This window comes from Albidovulum marisflavi, assembly GCF_025751435.1.
Lineage (GTDB): Bacteria > Pseudomonadota > Alphaproteobacteria > Rhodobacterales > Rhodobacteraceae > Albidovulum > Albidovulum marisflavi.
Genome location: NZ_JAOWKY010000001.1, coordinates 686,609 through 701,589, shown reverse-complemented (window position 1 = coordinate 701,589; position 14,981 = coordinate 686,609). Strand labels below are relative to the sequence as shown.

Here is a 14,981-nt window from a genome sequence, read left to right as displayed (position 1 = left end):
TGAGTTCATGCGGCGCGCGGAGTTCCGACGCGCCCGCCGCGGCCCTGCACCTACCAGCGGATCCCGGTGCGAAGCGCGTCGTAGATCCCCGCATGGATGTTGCGGGCGGCAACGGCGTCGCCGATCCGGTAAAGGACGAAGCTGCCTTGTGCGTTCTTCTCGGGGAAGATCGGCCCGGTCCCCCGAAGGGCGGCGTAGTCGACGACACCCAGATTGCGGCTTTGCGGCTTGAGATCGAAATAGATCTCGTCAAGCGGCCGTGTCGCGTGCTCGACGACGACGCGGTCCACGCGCCGCTCCTCTGACCAGCCCGGCGAAAAATCCGAGCCGAAGGTCGCGACCAGTTCGTTTCCTTCACGCCGAACGCCGTTGAGGCGCATGTTGATCGTGATCTTCGTCCCGGTTTCGTGGAATGCGCGCATGTAGGGGACATGGTTCATGCCGCCCATCTCGGGCGCAAGGATGCGCTCGGGCGTCACCAGTTCGACCTGGGCACCGGCCCGCGCCGCGACTTCTGCCGCGGTCATGCCGGCATGCCCGCCGCCATCGTCGTAGACCAGCACGCGACCGGCTGCCTTCACCTCTCCGGTGATGATGTCCCAGCTTGATGTCACCAGATCCTCACCCGCCATCTCAGGCGCCTGCGGCAGGCCGCCGGTGGCGATCACCACCACGTCGGGGTCCAGCGACAGGACGTCCTGCCCGTCCGCGAAGGTGTTGTAGCGGACCTCGACGCCCAGCCGTTCCAGTTCGGCGACGCGCCAGTCGATAACCCCGATCATCTCGCGCCGGCGCGGGTTCGCGGCCAGCACGTTGACCTGACCGCCCGCGCGATCGGATGCTTCAAGCACCGTCACGCTGTGCCCGCGCTCGCCCGCGACGCGCGCGGCCTCAAGCCCCGCGGGCCCGGCCCCCACGATGACGACGCGGCGCGAAGTCGGCGCCCGCTCGATCGTGTGGGGCATGCGCGCCTCTCGCCCGGTCGCAGCATTGTGGATGCAAAGCGTCTCACCGCCTTCATAGATGCGGTCCAGGCAGTAGGTGGCGCCCACGCAGGGGCGGATCCGATCCTCCTGCCCCGCCATCACCTTGGCGACAATGTGGGGATCAGCGATATGCGCGCGTGTCATCCCGACCATGTCCAGCTTGCCCGCGGCGATGGCGTGCCGCGCGGTCGCCACGTCCTGCACGCGTCCGGCGTGAAAGACCGGGAACTTCGTGGCCGCGCGCACCTCGCCCGCGAAGTCCAAGTGCGGTGCGCTGCGCATGCCCTGGATCGGGATCACGTCGGCCAGCGCGGCGTCGGTTTCGATGTGTCCCCGGATCAGGTTCAGGAAGTCGATCTTGCCAGAGGTGGCCATGCGCCGCGCGATCTCGACACCCTCCTCGCGGCTCAGCCCCTTGTCCCAGTCCTCGTCCGCGACCATGCGTATGCCCACGATGAACTCTGGACCGACCACCGCCCGAACCGCGTCGACCACCGACCAGGTGAAGCGCAGGCGATTGTCCAGCGACCCGCCCCATTCGTCTTGCCGCCGGTTCGTCGCGGGCGACCAGAAGGCGTCCATCAGGTGGCCCCAGGCCTCGAACTCGATGCCGTCAAAGCCGGCGGCCTTCATCCGTTCGGCCGCAGCGGCATAGTCCGCCACGATTCTTTCGATGTCCCAGTCCTCGGCCTCCTTGGGGAAGGCGCGGTGCGCGGGTTCCCGGACAGGGGAGGCCGACAGCACAGGCAGCCAGTCAGCCTTGTTCCAGCCCGTGCGGCGCCCAAGGTGCGTCAACTGGATCATCGCCGCCGCGCCGTGTTCATGCACGTCGTCCACCAGCGCCTTCAGCGGCGCGACGATCTCATCCTTGTAGGCATGAAGGTTGCCGAATGCCGCCGGGCTGTCGGCGCTGACCAGGGCCGATCCAGCTGTCATGGTCAGCGCGATTCCCCCCTTCGCCTTTTCGCGATGATAGAGCCTGTAGCGCTCAAGCGGCATGCCATCCTCGGCGTAGGACGGCTCATGCGAGGTGGACATCACCCGGTTCTTCAGGACAAGGTGCTTCAGCCGATAGGGCTGCAAAAGGGGATCGTTGGACATTCGGGTACCTCCGGTCGCCAACCTCTGCGCAGCTTGCCAAGACCTCTGGTCAATTCGCGTCAGGAAATGGAAACTGCGCGTCACATCGGAGGCTTCATGACACTTCTAGACCGCCTGACCGCGCTTCTGGGACCCGCCCACGTGCTGACCGGCCGTGACTGCGATCCCTACACATCCGAATGGCTGGGCAAGTACCACTGGCAGCCGATCGCGGTCCTGCGCCCCGCCAACCGGGACGAGGTCGCGGGCATCCTCAGGATCGCCTCTGAAACGGGCACGCCGGTGGTGCCGTCGGGCGGGCGCACCGGCCTTGTCGGCGGAACCGAGGCGCAGGGGCGTCTCATGCTGTCCTTGGAACGGATGAACCGCATCCGGGAAATCCGGCCCGCGGCGCGCATTGCCATCGTCGAGCCCGGCGTGGTGCTGTCGCGCCTGCACGATGCGGCGGCCGAACACGAGCTTCATTTTCCGCTCTGGTTCGGGGCGCGGGGCTCGGCCATGATCGGGGGCGCGCTTTCGACCAACGCGGGCGGCTCGAACGTCCTGCGATACGGATCGACCCGCGCGCTGTGCCTTGGGCTTGAGGTCGTGCTGGCCGACGGCCGGGTCCTGAACCTGATGAGCGAGCTGCACAAGGACAATTCCGGGTACGACCTCAAGGACCTGTTCATCGGCGCCGAAGGCACGCTTGGCGTCATCACGGCGGCGGTGATGAAGCTGGTCCCCGCCCCGCGCGCCCACGCGACCGCGATGTTGGCCATGTCCTCGCTCGATGCCGCGCTCGCATTGCTGAACCGGCTTCAGGCCGACTCAGGCGGCCTTGTCGAGGCCTTCGAATACATGCCGCGCAGCTACCAGGAGCTGCTTGTCGCTCGCAGGCCCGATCTGGGGCTGCCCTTCGATCGCATCCACGACGTCACCATCCTGGTCGAGCTTGGCGCCACCACACCGCGCGACTGCACGCCGGGACCGGATGGCGTCCTGCCCCTGGCCGCGCTTCTGGAAGGCACCTTGGGCGCGATGATGGAGGAAGGGCTTGTGACCGACGCGGTGATTGCGTCCTCCGAGGCGCAGCGCCGCGCACTTTGGGCGCGGCGAGAGGCCGCGGCGGAAATCGGGACGCCGATCTCGGGGCCGATGGTCGACACCGATGTCTGCGTGCCGCTGGACCGGGTCGCAAGGTTCCTTTCCCTGGCCGGGAAACGCATCGCCGCGCTTGACGCAAACGCCTTCCCGCATTGCGTCGCGCATCTGGGTGACGGCAACGTGCATTTCGCCGTCTTCCCGACCCGCGACGATCCCGGACTGATCGAGGCGATGATCCGCGCGGTCGAGGATACGGTTCAGGAGCTGGGCGGCAGCTTTTCTGCCGAACATGGCGTGGGCCTGTCGAAGCTGGGGTCCATGCGCCGACGCAAGGACCCGGTCGCGCTGGATGTGATGCGCGCGATCAAGCAGGCGCTGGATCCGGGGAACATCATGAACCCGGGCAAGGTCATTCCCTAGCCCGCGCAGGCCTAGATCCTGCGAAGTCGGCCAGGAAGGCGGATCGCAGCGCCCGGCGTCCCGCCCCTCAGGCCTGACGCCAGTCGAAAAAGCCCGCGCCCGCCTGGGCCAGAAGCTCGCGCGCCAGGTCCTGTCCCGCCTCGGCCGCGTCCGACACCGCACAGCGACGCTCGCCCGCGATCGCCTCGGACCCGTCGGGCCTGAGGATTTCGCCCCGCAGCCAAAGCGCGTCACCGTCATGGACCGCAAGCCCGGCGATCGGCGTTTCGCAGGACCCATCAAGGGCTGCAAGGAAGGCGCGTTCCGCCCCAAGCCTTTCGCCGGTCGGGCCATCGTGGATGGCGGACAGCAGATCGCGCGCGGCGCCGTCGTCCAGACGCCGCTCGATCCCGATCGCGCCCTGCGCGACGGCAGGCAGCATGTCTTCGGGCGCGATCGCGGAACGTGCGACGCGCGCCATTCCCAACCTGTTCAGCCCCGCCATCGCAAGGAAGGTGGCCGTCGCCACGCCTTCGTCGAGCTTCTTGAGCCGCGTTTGCACGTTGCCGCGAAACTGCACCAGCTTCAGGTCGGGCCTGCGGTTGGCCAGTTGCGCGCGCCGGCGCAGGCTGGACGACCCGACGACGGCGCCCTCGGGCAGATCGGCAATCGAGCCATGGTCGCGCGACACGAAGGCATCACGCACATCCTCGCGCGGCAGGTAGCAGTCCAGAACAAGCCCCTCGGGCTGGGCGACCGGCATGTCCTTCATCGAATGCACGGCGATGTCGATCCTGCCCGACAGCAGCGCCTCTTCGATTTCCTTCGTGAACAGTCCCTTGCCGCCGACCTCCTTCAAGGGGCGGTCTGCCTCGATCATGGCCCGGTCGTCGCCCGTGGTCTTGATGATCACGATCTCGAAGGCGTCTTCGGACAGGCCGTGACGCTGCATCAGGCGGCGGCGCGTCTCGAATGCCTGCGCCAGGGCAAGCGGCGAGCCGCGGGTTCCGATCTTCAGCGGGGAATGTGCGGTGGGCTGTATCATGCGACCGGCATAGCCGCGACACATTGGCCGCGCAATGGGGCTTCTCCTGACTTCGCCTTGACATCCCGCCGCAGGCGGCGATGAAGGGGGCGAAGGAGAGCCCCATGACCAAGACGATCCTCAAGGCACTGGCAGGCGAAACCCAGGCCGTTCCCCCGATCTGGATGATGCGCCAGGCGGGCCGCTACCTGCCGGAATACCGTGCCACGCGGGCGCGGGCCGGGGACTTCCTGTCGCTGTGCTACGCGCCCGATCTGGCGGCCGAGGTCACGCTTCAGCCAATTCGCCGCTACGGCTTCGACGCGGCGATCCTTTTCGCGGACATCCTGCTTCTGCCGCAGGCACTTGGGGCCGACCTGTGGTTCGAAACCGGCGAGGGGCCGCGGCTTTCGACCACCACGTCGGCCGCCGATCTTGGACGCCTGGGCGGCAAGGACGACATCCACGAACGCCTGTCGCCGGTCTATGAAACCGTGCGCATCCTGTCGCGCGAATTGCCGCGCGAAACCACGCTGATCGGCTTCGCGGGCGCGCCCTGGACCGTCGCCACCTACATGATCGCAGGCCGCGGAACGCCCGACCAGGGTCCGGCCCACGCGCTTAAAGCTGCGGACCGGGCGACATTCTCGGCGCTGATCGACCTGCTCACGGAGTCGACCATCGAGTACCTGTCCGCCCAGGTCAGCGCCGGGGCCGAGGTCATCAAGCTGTTCGACAGCTGGGCCGGGTCGCTGAAGGGACAGGACTTCACCGAATTCGCGCTTGAACCCGCGCGCCGCATCATCGCCGCACTGAAGGACCGCCACCCGGACCTGCCCATAATCGCCTTCCCGCGCGAGGCCGGGGAACGCTACATCGGCTTTGCGCACGCGACCGGCGCGGACTGCGTGGCCATCGACAACTCCGTCTCGGCGGAATGGGCGGCGGAGCACGTGCAGAAGGACAGCTGCGTGCAGGGCAACCTCGACCCCGCGCTTCTGGTCAGCGGCGGCCAGACGCTGATCGAGGAAACCCGCCGCGTCGTCCGCGCCTTTTCCGGCGGGCCGCACATCTTCAACCTTGGGCATGGGATCACGCCGAACGCGGATCCCGACAACGTGGCGCGGATGATCGAGGCGGTGAGGGGCGCCTAGGCGGCCCCGCTCAGGGCCACTTGGCGATCGGCGGCAGGCTCATCAGCACGGCATTGGCGTCGTGCCCGGTTTCAAGGCCGAACTTGGTGCCACGGTCGTAAACCAGGTTGTATTCGGCATAAAGGCCGCGGTGCACCAACTGGGTTTCCCGGTCGGCTTCGGTTGCAGCGACGTCCAGCCGGCGTTCGGTCACCGGCAGGAACGCGGGCAGGAACGCCTGCCCCACCGACTGGGTAAAGGCGAAATCCGCGTCCCAGTCACCGGTGTTCAGATCGTCGTAGAAGATCCCGCCCACGCCGCGCGCGCGACCGCGATGGGGAACAAAGAAGTATTCGTCCGCCCAGGCCCTGAAGCGCACGTAGTAATCCGGATCATGGGCATCGCAGGCAGCCCGAAGCTTGGCGTGGAAATGTGCCGTGTCCTCGGCATATTCGATACAGGGATTCAGGTCCGCGCCGCCGCCGAACCACCAGGCATGGGGGGTCCAGAACATCCGGGTGTTCATGTGCACAGCCGGCGTGTGCGGGTTCTGCATATGCGCGACCAGGCTGATGCCGGACGCCCAGAATCGCGGATCCTCGGCCATGCCGGGCACGCCGCGCGCGGCCATCGCCTTCTGCGCCCGATCTCCCAGCATCCCGTGGACGGTCGAGACGTTGACGCCGACCTTTTCGAACACCGCGCCGCCGCGCATGACGCTCATCAGCCCGCCGCCACCGTCCTCGCCCCGGCGGGTTTCGGTCACGTCGAAGCGGACCGGCGACCCATCGGCCCGAGCCTGCTCAAGGGCTTCGAACGCCGCCACGATGTCGTCCCGCAGCGTCCTGAACCAGGCCGAGGCTCGCGCCTTGCGTTTGTCGAAGTCCACCATGTACCGGCCCTCCCTTTCGCGGTGTGCCTATCAGCTTTGCATCCGCGCTGCCAGTTGGCGCGGCGGGTCGCGCATGCGGCCCTTGGTCTTGCCGTCCCATGGGCTATCCTAGGGGCTGCGAAAGGATGAGTCGCCGCATGACCCGCACCCTTCTGCCCCTGTGCCTCGCACTGACGGTGGCCGCCTGCTCCGAGCCGCGCCCCCCGGCCTGTGATCGCGTCATAGCGCGCGAATTGCGCACGATCGACATGCTGATCGCTGAAACCGAGCGCAACATGCAAACCGGTTTCCGGACCGAGCGGGCCCCGGCGCGAAGCGGCTTGAATCTCTGCTTTGGGTCGTCGCGCAACAATGTCGGCCTCAGCTTCTGCACGGACGGCGCGAACCGCACACGTGCGGTCGCGATCGACCCCGAGGTCGAGGCGCGCAAGCTTTCGGGCCTGCGCGACCGGCGTGCAGAGCTGCTTGCCGCCGATCCGGCCTGCCCAGCAGCCGAATGAAGGAACCGCCATGCGCCCCCTTGCAACCACACTGATCCTCGCCTTCGCCCTGACGGCATGTTCCGCCCAGGACAGCTGCATCCGCACGGCGACCCGGGACATACGGGCGCTTGATGCGCTGATCGAGGAGACCGGGGCCAATATCGCGCGTGGCTACGCCTATGAAGAGCGGGAGGTCACCCGCTGGGCCTGGGTGCGCTGCTATGACGGCCCCTACGATCCAGAATACCCGCGCAGGTTGTCGCGCTGCTGGGAGCCCTACACCGCTGTCGTCCGAAAGCCCGTCGCCATCGATCCCGCGGCCGAGTCGCGCAAGCTGGCCGCGCTGCAATCGCGCCGCGCCGCGTTGGCCGACACGGCGATGGCCGCGGTCCAGGAATGCCGCCGGCTTTATCCCGAGTAGGTCAATACGCCGGCACGCCGGCCGGGTCGATCAGGCTGCGACCGCCGTCCAGCGTCAGGATCTGCCCGGTCACGAACCCCGAGGCGTCGGAGGCAAGGTACAGCGCGGCCTCGGCGATCTCTGACGGCGCGGCGATCCGGCCCAGCGGTGTCGCATCGATGATGCGGCCGCGCCAGTCGCCGTTTTCGCGCAGGGCGGCCTGAAGGCTCGCGCTCAGCACGCTGGCGAAGGCAACGCCATTCACGCGGATACGGTGCGGCGCGTATGCCACCGCAAGCGAGCGCGTCGCCTGTTCCAGCGCCGCGTTCGAGATCGAGACACCCAGAAGCTCTGGATGAGCAAGGCGCGATGCCAGCGTGGAAACGTTGATGATCGAGCCGATCTGGCCCTGGTCCTGACCTTCGCGTTCGGCCTGCGTGATCATGCGCCGCGCCACAAGCTGGCTGAGCCGGACCGCGCACATCAGGTTCTGGCGGACAAGCATCTCGAACGCGCCATCGTCCGGGTTCAGCGGGTCCGTCAAGGCGAAATCCCGGTTCGCGTTGACCAGGATGTCGATCCGATCAAAGGCGTCGATCGTCGCCGAAAGCAGGTTGGCAGCCGTCAGCTTCTGGCTCAGGTCGCCGGCGAAGTAGCGCAGGGAACCTTCGCTTTCGGCCTCGTCGCCCAGTTCCGCTTCCAGTCGCGCCTCGTCGATATCCGCGAACATGACGTTCGCGCCAAGCGCGACGAAGTGCCGGGCGATGGCCAGGCCGATCCCCTTGGCAGAGCCGGTAACGATCGCGGTCTTTCCGGCGATGGAAAGGGTCATGTCATGTCCTGTGCTTGATTCTGGGGGTCAGACTATCGGAAATCACCGCTTGGAGCGAGGCGAGGTCACGGGACGCGACGCCTTGAGCACCTTGAAGCCGGTCGTGCCGCCAACTTCCTCCACGTCGCGAAACAATGCCGCCATGGCCTTTTCGTAAGGAAGGTGCCGGTTCGCCACCAGCCAAAGCTGCCCGGAGGGTGTCAGCATCCTGGCGGCGGCGGAAATGAAGGCGACCCCCAGGGCGGGATCGGCCGAACGTTCCGTGTGAAATGGCGGGTTGGTCACGATGACATCGAAACGCCGCTCTGGCTGGAACGCCTGGGCGTCGGCCCAGTGGAACCGCGCGCGAGGGTCCGCAATATTGCGCCGCGCGCAGTCCAGCGCGCTGCTGTCCGCCTCGATCAGGTGCAGCTCGCGCACGGCGGGGCGCCTGAGGATCTCGGCCGACAGCCAGCCCCATCCCGCGCCCAGATCGGCCACGACGCCGTGCAGATCGGCGGAAAGCGCGTCAGCCAGTGCGGCCGAACCCTTGTCGATGCCGTCCGCCGAAAAGACGCCGGGCAGCGTGACGAACCCCGGCGCGGGCTCCGTTTCCGCCGCCCGCCAGTCGTCAAACCGCTGATCCGTAGGTGCTGCGAACCGAAAGACCTTGCCGTGCGCCTTGGACATCACGTCTGACACCTCGGACCGCGCCCGGATATCCTTCAGCGCGCTGTCCACCCCGTCGGTCTTCTGGCCGTCAACCCAGACAGGCGCGCCGGGCGCCAAGTGATCCATGACGGAGGCGACGATGGCCCGGGCGGCAGACCGAGAGCGCGGCAGGAAAAGGACGGCGGCGGCATGCGTGTCCGTCAGATCGGGCGACACCGAAAACCCGCGCGCCTTCAGCGCGTCGTGGTCGGGACGAAACCGCTGCACGATCCGGACGCGTTCCTTGGGAAGCGCCGAAAGATCGGCATCGGCGCGCGCGCCCACCACCAGAATGGTGCCTTCGACAGGCAGATCGGCGCCATCAAGCGCAAGGGAAAGGCGTGACTGGCTCATGGTTCGCGGGCGCTTGCCCTATTCCTTTTCCATCGTGCATTGCAGCGGATGCTGGTGGCGGCGCGAGAAATCCATCACCTGCGCAACCTTGGTCTCCGCCACCTCGAAGGAAAAGACACCCACGACGGCAAGGCCGCGCTTGTGCACCGTCAGCATGATTTCGAACGCGTGAGAATGGCTCATCCCGAAGAAGCGTTCCAGCACATGCACGACGAATTCCATCGGCGTGTAGTCGTCGTTGAGCAGCAGCACCTTGTACATCGGCGGGCGCTGCGTCTTTGGCTTGGTTTTCGTGACTACCGAGGTCTCGCCATCGCGGCCGCCGTCTTGGTCGGACATGATGAAGGGACGAAGGGTCACGGGCCATCTCCTGATGGATTCGGGTTCAAAGGGTTCGCGCCGCAATATAATCGGTGAGGGCTCCGGAAAAAAGTCCGCAAACGGCCCGATTGCATCGATCTGTGCCCTCGCGCTATCAAATCCGGCAGGAGGACCCGATGCCGACCATCACCACCGTGGCCTTCGACGCCGACGACACGCTCTGGCACAACGAACGCTTCTTTCGGCTGACCCAGGAACGCTTTGCCGCGCTGCTGGAGGATTTCGCCGACCCCAGCCATCTGGACGAACGCCTGCTTGACGCCGAGCGGCGCAACGTCGGGCGCTACGGCTTCGGCATCAAGGGTTTCACGCTGTCGATGATCGAAACCGCAATCGAGGTGACCGAAGAGCGCGTGCCCGCAAGCGTCATCCGCGAGATCATCGCGGCTGGTCAGGACATGCTGGCCCATCCGATCGAACTGCTGCCCCATGCACGGGAAACGGTGACATCGCTTTCCAGCCGCTATCGCATACTTCTGGTGACCAAGGGCGACCTTCTGGACCAGGAGCGCAAGCTGGCGCAATCCGGTCTGGGCGACCTGTTCGACGCGGTCGAGATCGTGTCGCAGAAGACGCCGGAGGTCTACGACGCGATCTTCAGAAGGCACGGCGTCGCGGCGGGCAGCGCGGTGATGGTGGGCAACTCCATGAAGTCCGATGTGGTGCCGATGATCGAGGCCGGCGGCTGGGGCGTCTATGTGCCCCACGGCCTGACCTGGGCGTTGGAACACGCCGACGCGCCCGAGGGCCATCCGCGATTCCGCGAAATCGCGGATCTGGGCGCCTTGCCGGATCTCCTGGAAGAGATCGCCGCATGACGCGGCGGCGGGGACACTCGGCCGCGACCGGGCCACAAACCGGAAGAACCGGCCGCAACAGGCGAAAAAGCCTTGGAATTAGCCTTTTGCGGATGGGAATCCCTGTGCTATCGTCAACGCGAAGCAGTAGCCCCACCATAAAAACCGGGGCACCGAGGCAGAACATGGGCAGTAAACACTCCTCCCCCATCGGGGCGCGGACGATCATCATTATCCGTCAAATCGTCGTGCTTGTTGCGCTGGCCGTGATGCCGGTCGCGTCGATGGCCGCGCCCTACGCGGATTACGTGGTCGACGCGCGGACAGGTGAGGTTCTGCACGAAAAGAACTCCGAGGCGCGTCTGCATCCAGCGTCGCTGACCAAGATGATGACGCTCTACATCGCGTTCGAGGCGATCGAACGCGGGGAGATTTCGCTCGACACCAAGGTGACGGTGTCCAAGCACGCCGCATCGCAGCCGCCGTCCAAGCTCGGGCTCAGGGCGGGCCAGAAGATCGCCTTGCGCTACCTGATCCGCGCGGCGGCCATCAAGTCGGCCAACGACGCCGCGACCGCGATCGGCGAAGCGATCGAAGGGTCCGAACCCGCGTTCGCCAAGCGCATGACACGGACCGCCAAGGCGCTTGGAATGACGAAGACGACGTTCCGAAACGCGAACGGTCTGACTGCCGAGGGGCACCTTTCCACGGCGCGCGACATGACGATGCTCGGGCGTCACCTGTTCTATGACTATCCCCAGTACTACAACCTGTTTTCCCGTCGCTGGGCGGATGCGGGCGTGGCCAAGGTCGCCTCGACCAACCGCCGGTTTCTGGACGCCTACGAAGGCGCCGACGGCATCAAGACCGGATACACCGTCGCCGCAGGGTTCAATCTCGTCGCCTCGGCGCAGCGCGGGAACAAGCGCATCATAGCCACAGTCTTCGGCGGCACATCGACCGCGTGGCGCAACGAACGCGTCGCACAGCTTCTGGACGTGGGCTTCGGCAAGGCACCGAACCGTGCCGTGGTGCAGAAACCCGCCGCACCGAACTACACCGTCGCCGACGGGGGCGAACCCGGCGGCGCCGGCAAGATCGTCCGCGTTTCAGGCGCCGTGAAAACCGCGCAAAAGCCCGTCGCGCGTCCCCTGCCCGGTGCCGCGCCCGCCGCGCCCCCGGAAGAGTTGCTGCTGGCAATGCAGGAAAACATCGATTCGGTGCTTGAGGCCGTTCAATCCGGCGAAGCGCCGGCCACCGCACCGAACCCCGACGCATCGGACATCGCGCTGGCGGCTGTCGCGGCACTTGGCGCGGCCCAGGCGGCGCCGATTCCCGCCGAGGCACCCCAGCCGGTCGCGCGGCCCGAAAAGGTCGCCGAGGAGGTCGCGGTGGCCCAAGCGGAAGCGCCCGCAAGCGATGAGGTCGCAGTCACGGATGCCGCGGCGACAGAGCCGGAAGCACCCGTCGTGCAGGCCGCCGCGCTGAGCGACGATGTCCTGCGGCCCGTCGCGCGTCCGGCGTCCGAAGAGGCCGCGCAACAGGCAACGGTCGAGGTCGCCGCAGCCGAGCCCGAAGCACAGCCCGAGCCCGAAGCACAGCCCGAACCGGAGCCGGCCGTCGTCGCCATCGACGAACCCGTCGCCACAGCCGTGGCCCTGGCCGCGCCCGTCGAGGCGGAGGTCGAGGCGGAGGCGGCGATGACACCGATCCCCAGGACACAGCCCGAGCAGGTGATCCTTGCCGCCGCAGAAGTCCCGGCCGAGGCCAGCGATCAGCCGCTTGAAATCGTCACGCGCGTTTCGACCTCGGGCGGGCGCCAGTGGGCGATCAACGTCGGCAACTACCCCAGCCGCTACGAGGCCGAGCGGCGATTGCTGCAGACCGCGCTGATGGAGATGAACACGTTGGACGAGGCGCTGCGCAAGGTCGTGCCGGCGCGCGGGGGCTTTGACGCGAACTTCGTCGGCCTGACCGAGGAAACGGCGCAACTGGCGTGCCGCAGGCTTTCCGCCCGGAACGCCAATTGCGCGGTGGTAGCTCCGTAACCGAAGGCGAAGCCGGCCCCAATGCCCTAGGGCTTGGGGTGGTCGTCCCAGTCGTCCGACAGGAAGCGCTGGCCGTCGCCTTCGGGGTCTTCGAACTGACGGTTTCGAAGCGCCCAAAGGAAGGCGATCAGCCCGACCGCGCCCAACAGCAGCGACGCCGGGATCAGGTATACGAGCATCTCCATCCGATCACCTCAGCCTGAGTGCGTTCAGCGATACGGTGATCGAGGACGCCGACATCGCCAGTGCCGCGATCAGCGGCGTGGCCAGACCGACCAGGGCCACAGGAACCGCGATCGCGTTGTAGGCCAGCGAAAGCGCAAAGTTCTGCTTGATCCGACGGCGCGCTATAACCGCAAGGGACGCGGCCTCGGCGATAGGTTCAAGATCCTGCCCAAGCAGCACGATGTCCGAAGCAACGCGCGCGGCATCCAGCGCGCTTGCCGGGGAAACCGACACATGCGAACCGGCAAGGGCCGCTGTGTCATTCAGCCCGTCGCCCACCATAAGGACGCGCCGCCCGGCCGCCGACAGATCGGAAACGCGCGCAGCCTTCTGATCGGGCCGTGCGCCCGACTGCCATTCGTCGATGCCAAGCTCCTGAGCCAGAAGCGCCACGGGGGCTTCCGCGTCGCCCGACAGCAGCACCACCTGCTTCCCAGCCGCTTTCAGCGCCGCCACCGCCTTGGCCGCGCCCGGGCGCAGCTGGTCGGCGAAGACGAAGGCGCGCGGCGCCTTGCCGTCGCCGGCATCCAGATAGGTTGCTGTCATGTCGCGGGCCGCGGCGCCGGTCCAATCTGCGCGCCCCAGCCTGACGCGCCGTCCATGGTGGATGCCTTCGACGCCCTCGCCCGGAACCTCTTGCACTGCCTCGATCTCTGCCGGCTGCGCACCCATGCCGCGCAAGGCCGCGGACAGGGCGGCAGACAACGGATGGGCCGATCCCGCCGCAAGTGCCGCCACGATCGAAAGGTCGGTCGCGTCGTGCTCGTCCAGCCCGATGGGACGCGGGGTCCCCATGGTCAGCGTCCCGGTCTTGTCGAAGACGACCGTGTCGATCTCGGCCAGCCGCTCCAAGGCAGTTCCGTCCTTGATCAACAGGCCCCGGCGGAACAGCCTGCCAGAAGCGGCGGTGACCACCGCCGGCACGGCCAGCGCGAGCGCGCAGGGGCAGGTGATGATCAGAACCGCAGAGGCGACGTTGACCGCAAGCCGGACATCGCCCCCGGACTGAATCATCCAGCCGATGAACGCGGCCAACGCCAGCAGGTGCACGCTGGGCGAATAGGCCCGCGCCATCCGGTCGGCAAGCGAGGTGTAGCGGTTGCGCGCACTTTCGGCGACCGCGACCAGATCGGCCATGCGGTGAAGTGAGGAATCGCGCCCAGCCGCAGTCACGCGCACGACCAGCGGCCCGGTCAGGTTCACTTCGCCCGCGCTGACGGCCATACCGGCGTCCACGCGCACGGGCAGCGTTTCCCCCGTCAGCAGCGAGCGGTCAAGTTCGGACGCGCCTTCGGTGACGACACCGTCGACCGGCATCCGTGCGCCGGGCTTGACCCGCACCAGATCGCCGGCCACCAGCTCCGCGATCGGAACGACCTCGTCGCCTTCCGTCCCGATCCGGTTAGCGCGGGGGACCTCCAGCGCCGCGAGCTCCTCGGCCGCGGAACGCGCGATGGCGCGCGAACGGTAGTCGAGGTAGCGCCCGGCCAAAAGAAAGAAGCACAGCGACACAGCCGCGTCGAAATAGGCATGCTCGCCCCCCTGGAATGTCTCGTAAAGCGAGATGGCGGAGGACAGGATCAGCGCCAGCGAAATCGGCACGTCCATCCCAAGCCGGCGCGCCTTCAGCGAAGTCCAGGCCGCGCTGAAAAAGGGCTGACCCGCGAAGACCAGGGTGGGCAGCGCGATCGCCGCGCTGATCCAGTGGAAAAGGTCGCGCGTCGCGGCCTCGGCGCCGGACCACACGGCCACGGACAGCAGCATGACGTTCATCATGGCAAAGCCCGCGACGCCCAGCCGCATCAGAAGGTCGCGGCCGCGCCGGTCGGTCTCGGTCACCGAGAGCAGCCCCGGATCAAGCTCATGCGCCTCGTATCCGATATCGGACAGCCGCGCGATCAGCGCTTCGGGCGTGATCTCGGGCGCTGCCTCGACGCTGACCCGTTTGAGCGTCAGGTTGACGCGCGCCGAGCGCACGCCCGGCATCCCGGTCAGTTCCCGCTCGACGTCCGAAATGCAGGCCGCGCAATGGGCCGTCGGCAGCGACAAAACCAACCCCGAGGCCTTTTCGGCGCGCGCGGCGGCAAGCGTCTCTGCCGAAGGCGCTGCGACGCAGGCGGGGCAGGCCGAGATGGACGTCGCCGACACGAT

14 protein-coding genes are annotated in these 14,981 nt (G+C 67.2%); 6 read left to right on the top strand and 8 right to left on the bottom strand.

Annotation, left to right across the window (positions count from 1 at the left end):
• Positions 1-50 precede the first annotated feature (50 nt).
• Complete coding sequence (locus OEW28_RS03390; RefSeq protein WP_263733308.1) at positions 51-2,087, bottom strand: oxidoreductase; 2,037 nt, start codon at positions 2,085-2,087, stop codon at positions 51-53.
• Positions 2,088-2,183: 96 nt separating this feature from the next.
• Here OEW28_RS03390 and OEW28_RS03385 point away from each other — a divergent pair, with 96 nt between their 5' ends.
• Positions 2,184-3,593, top strand: coding sequence for an FAD-binding oxidoreductase (locus OEW28_RS03385; RefSeq protein WP_263733307.1), 1,410 nt, complete (start codon positions 2,184-2,186; stop codon positions 3,591-3,593).
• A 67-nt stretch (positions 3,594-3,660) separates the two neighbouring features.
• Here the strand turns inward: OEW28_RS03385 and hemC are convergent, their stop codons facing one another.
• Positions 3,661-4,617, bottom strand: coding sequence for a hydroxymethylbilane synthase (gene hemC, locus OEW28_RS03380; protein WP_263733306.1), 957 nt, complete (start codon positions 4,615-4,617; stop codon positions 3,661-3,663).
• A gap of 104 nt (positions 4,618-4,721) precedes the next feature.
• Between hemC and hemE the strand changes: the two genes are divergently transcribed.
• Entirely contained in the window at positions 4,722-5,750 is a 1,029-nt protein-coding gene (hemE, locus tag OEW28_RS03375) for a uroporphyrinogen decarboxylase (protein ID WP_263733305.1), read from the top strand.
• 10 nt (positions 5,751-5,760) lie between these two features.
• On the opposite strand, the gene hemF is transcribed toward hemE, so the two are convergent.
• Complete coding sequence (hemF, locus tag OEW28_RS03370; protein WP_263733304.1) at positions 5,761-6,621, bottom strand: oxygen-dependent coproporphyrinogen oxidase; 861 nt, start codon at positions 6,619-6,621, stop codon at positions 5,761-5,763.
• A 137-nt stretch (positions 6,622-6,758) separates the two neighbouring features.
• On the opposite strand from hemF, the gene OEW28_RS03365 reads away from it, so the two are divergent.
• Complete coding sequence (locus OEW28_RS03365; RefSeq protein WP_263733303.1) at positions 6,759-7,121, top strand: hypothetical protein; 363 nt, start codon at positions 6,759-6,761, stop codon at positions 7,119-7,121.
• 10 nt (positions 7,122-7,131) lie between these two features.
• Positions 7,132-7,524, top strand: coding sequence for a hypothetical protein (locus tag OEW28_RS03360; RefSeq protein ID WP_263733302.1), 393 nt, complete (start codon positions 7,132-7,134; stop codon positions 7,522-7,524).
• Between the two features lies 1 nt (position 7,525).
• Here OEW28_RS03360 and OEW28_RS03355 read toward each other — a convergent pair whose 3' ends face one another.
• From OEW28_RS03355 to clpS, 3 genes are read right to left on the bottom strand one after another with little or no spacing between them, the layout of a single operon-like run.
• Entirely contained in the window at positions 7,526-8,335 is an 810-nt protein-coding gene (locus tag OEW28_RS03355) for an SDR family NAD(P)-dependent oxidoreductase (RefSeq protein WP_263733301.1), read from the bottom strand.
• Between the two features lie 42 nt (positions 8,336-8,377).
• Complete coding sequence (locus OEW28_RS03350; RefSeq protein ID WP_263733300.1) at positions 8,378-9,379, bottom strand: class I SAM-dependent methyltransferase; 1,002 nt, start codon at positions 9,377-9,379, stop codon at positions 8,378-8,380.
• 18 nt (positions 9,380-9,397) lie between these two features.
• Positions 9,398-9,718, bottom strand: a complete 321-nt coding sequence (gene clpS / locus OEW28_RS03345; RefSeq protein ID WP_263734362.1) for an ATP-dependent Clp protease adapter ClpS — start codon at positions 9,716-9,718, stop codon at positions 9,398-9,400.
• Between the two features lie 158 nt (positions 9,719-9,876).
• Here clpS and OEW28_RS03340 point away from each other — a divergent pair, with 158 nt between their 5' ends.
• Both OEW28_RS03340 and OEW28_RS03335 read left to right on the top strand, forming a co-directional pair.
• Positions 9,877-10,578, top strand: a complete 702-nt coding sequence (locus tag OEW28_RS03340; protein ID WP_263733299.1) for an HAD family hydrolase — start codon at positions 9,877-9,879, stop codon at positions 10,576-10,578.
• 164 nt (positions 10,579-10,742) lie between these two features.
• Entirely contained in the window at positions 10,743-12,605 is a 1,863-nt protein-coding gene (locus tag OEW28_RS03335; protein ID WP_263733298.1) for a serine hydrolase, read from the top strand.
• Between the two features lie 26 nt (positions 12,606-12,631).
• Here OEW28_RS03335 and ccoS read toward each other — a convergent pair whose 3' ends face one another.
• Both ccoS and OEW28_RS03325 read right to left on the bottom strand, forming a co-directional pair.
• Positions 12,632-12,790, bottom strand: coding sequence for a cbb3-type cytochrome oxidase assembly protein CcoS (gene ccoS / locus OEW28_RS03330; protein ID WP_263733297.1), 159 nt, complete (start codon positions 12,788-12,790; stop codon positions 12,632-12,634).
• A 4-nt stretch (positions 12,791-12,794) separates the two neighbouring features.
• Positions 12,795-14,978 (bottom strand): heavy metal translocating P-type ATPase, encoded by a 2,184-nt coding sequence (locus OEW28_RS03325; protein WP_263733296.1) that lies wholly within the window; start codon positions 14,976-14,978, stop codon positions 12,795-12,797.
• Positions 14,979-14,981 lie beyond the last annotated feature (3 nt).

What these genes read in the sequence shown, in the direction of transcription:
- OEW28_RS03335 (WP_263733298.1), top strand. Translation starts at nt 10,743, where the DNA reads ATGGGCAGTAAACACTCCTCCCCCATCGGGGCGCGGACGATCATCATT.
- OEW28_RS03350 (WP_263733300.1), bottom strand. Translation starts at nt 9,379, where the DNA reads ATGAGCCAGTCACGCCTTTCCCTTGCGCTTGATGGCGCCGATCTGCCT.
- clpS (WP_263734362.1), bottom strand. Translation starts at nt 9,718, where the DNA reads ATGTCCGACCAAGACGGCGGCCGCGATGGCGAGACCTCGGTAGTCACG.
- OEW28_RS03385 (WP_263733307.1), top strand. Translation starts at nt 2,184, where the DNA reads ATGACACTTCTAGACCGCCTGACCGCGCTTCTGGGACCCGCCCACGTG.
- hemE (WP_263733305.1), top strand. Translation starts at nt 4,722, where the DNA reads ATGACCAAGACGATCCTCAAGGCACTGGCAGGCGAAACCCAGGCCGTT.
- OEW28_RS03355 (WP_263733301.1), bottom strand. Translation starts at nt 8,335, where the DNA reads ATGACCCTTTCCATCGCCGGAAAGACCGCGATCGTTACCGGCTCTGCC.
- OEW28_RS03365 (WP_263733303.1), top strand. Translation starts at nt 6,759, where the DNA reads ATGACCCGCACCCTTCTGCCCCTGTGCCTCGCACTGACGGTGGCCGCC.
- OEW28_RS03360 (WP_263733302.1), top strand. Translation starts at nt 7,132, where the DNA reads ATGCGCCCCCTTGCAACCACACTGATCCTCGCCTTCGCCCTGACGGCA.
- hemF (WP_263733304.1), bottom strand. Translation starts at nt 6,621, where the DNA reads ATGGTGGACTTCGACAAACGCAAGGCGCGAGCCTCGGCCTGGTTCAGG.
- hemC (WP_263733306.1), bottom strand. Translation starts at nt 4,617, where the DNA reads ATGATACAGCCCACCGCACATTCCCCGCTGAAGATCGGAACCCGCGGC.
- ccoS (WP_263733297.1), bottom strand. Translation starts at nt 12,790, where the DNA reads ATGGAGATGCTCGTATACCTGATCCCGGCGTCGCTGCTGTTGGGCGCG.
- OEW28_RS03340 (WP_263733299.1), top strand. Translation starts at nt 9,877, where the DNA reads ATGCCGACCATCACCACCGTGGCCTTCGACGCCGACGACACGCTCTGG.
- OEW28_RS03390 (WP_263733308.1), bottom strand. Translation starts at nt 2,087, where the DNA reads ATGTCCAACGATCCCCTTTTGCAGCCCTATCGGCTGAAGCACCTTGTC.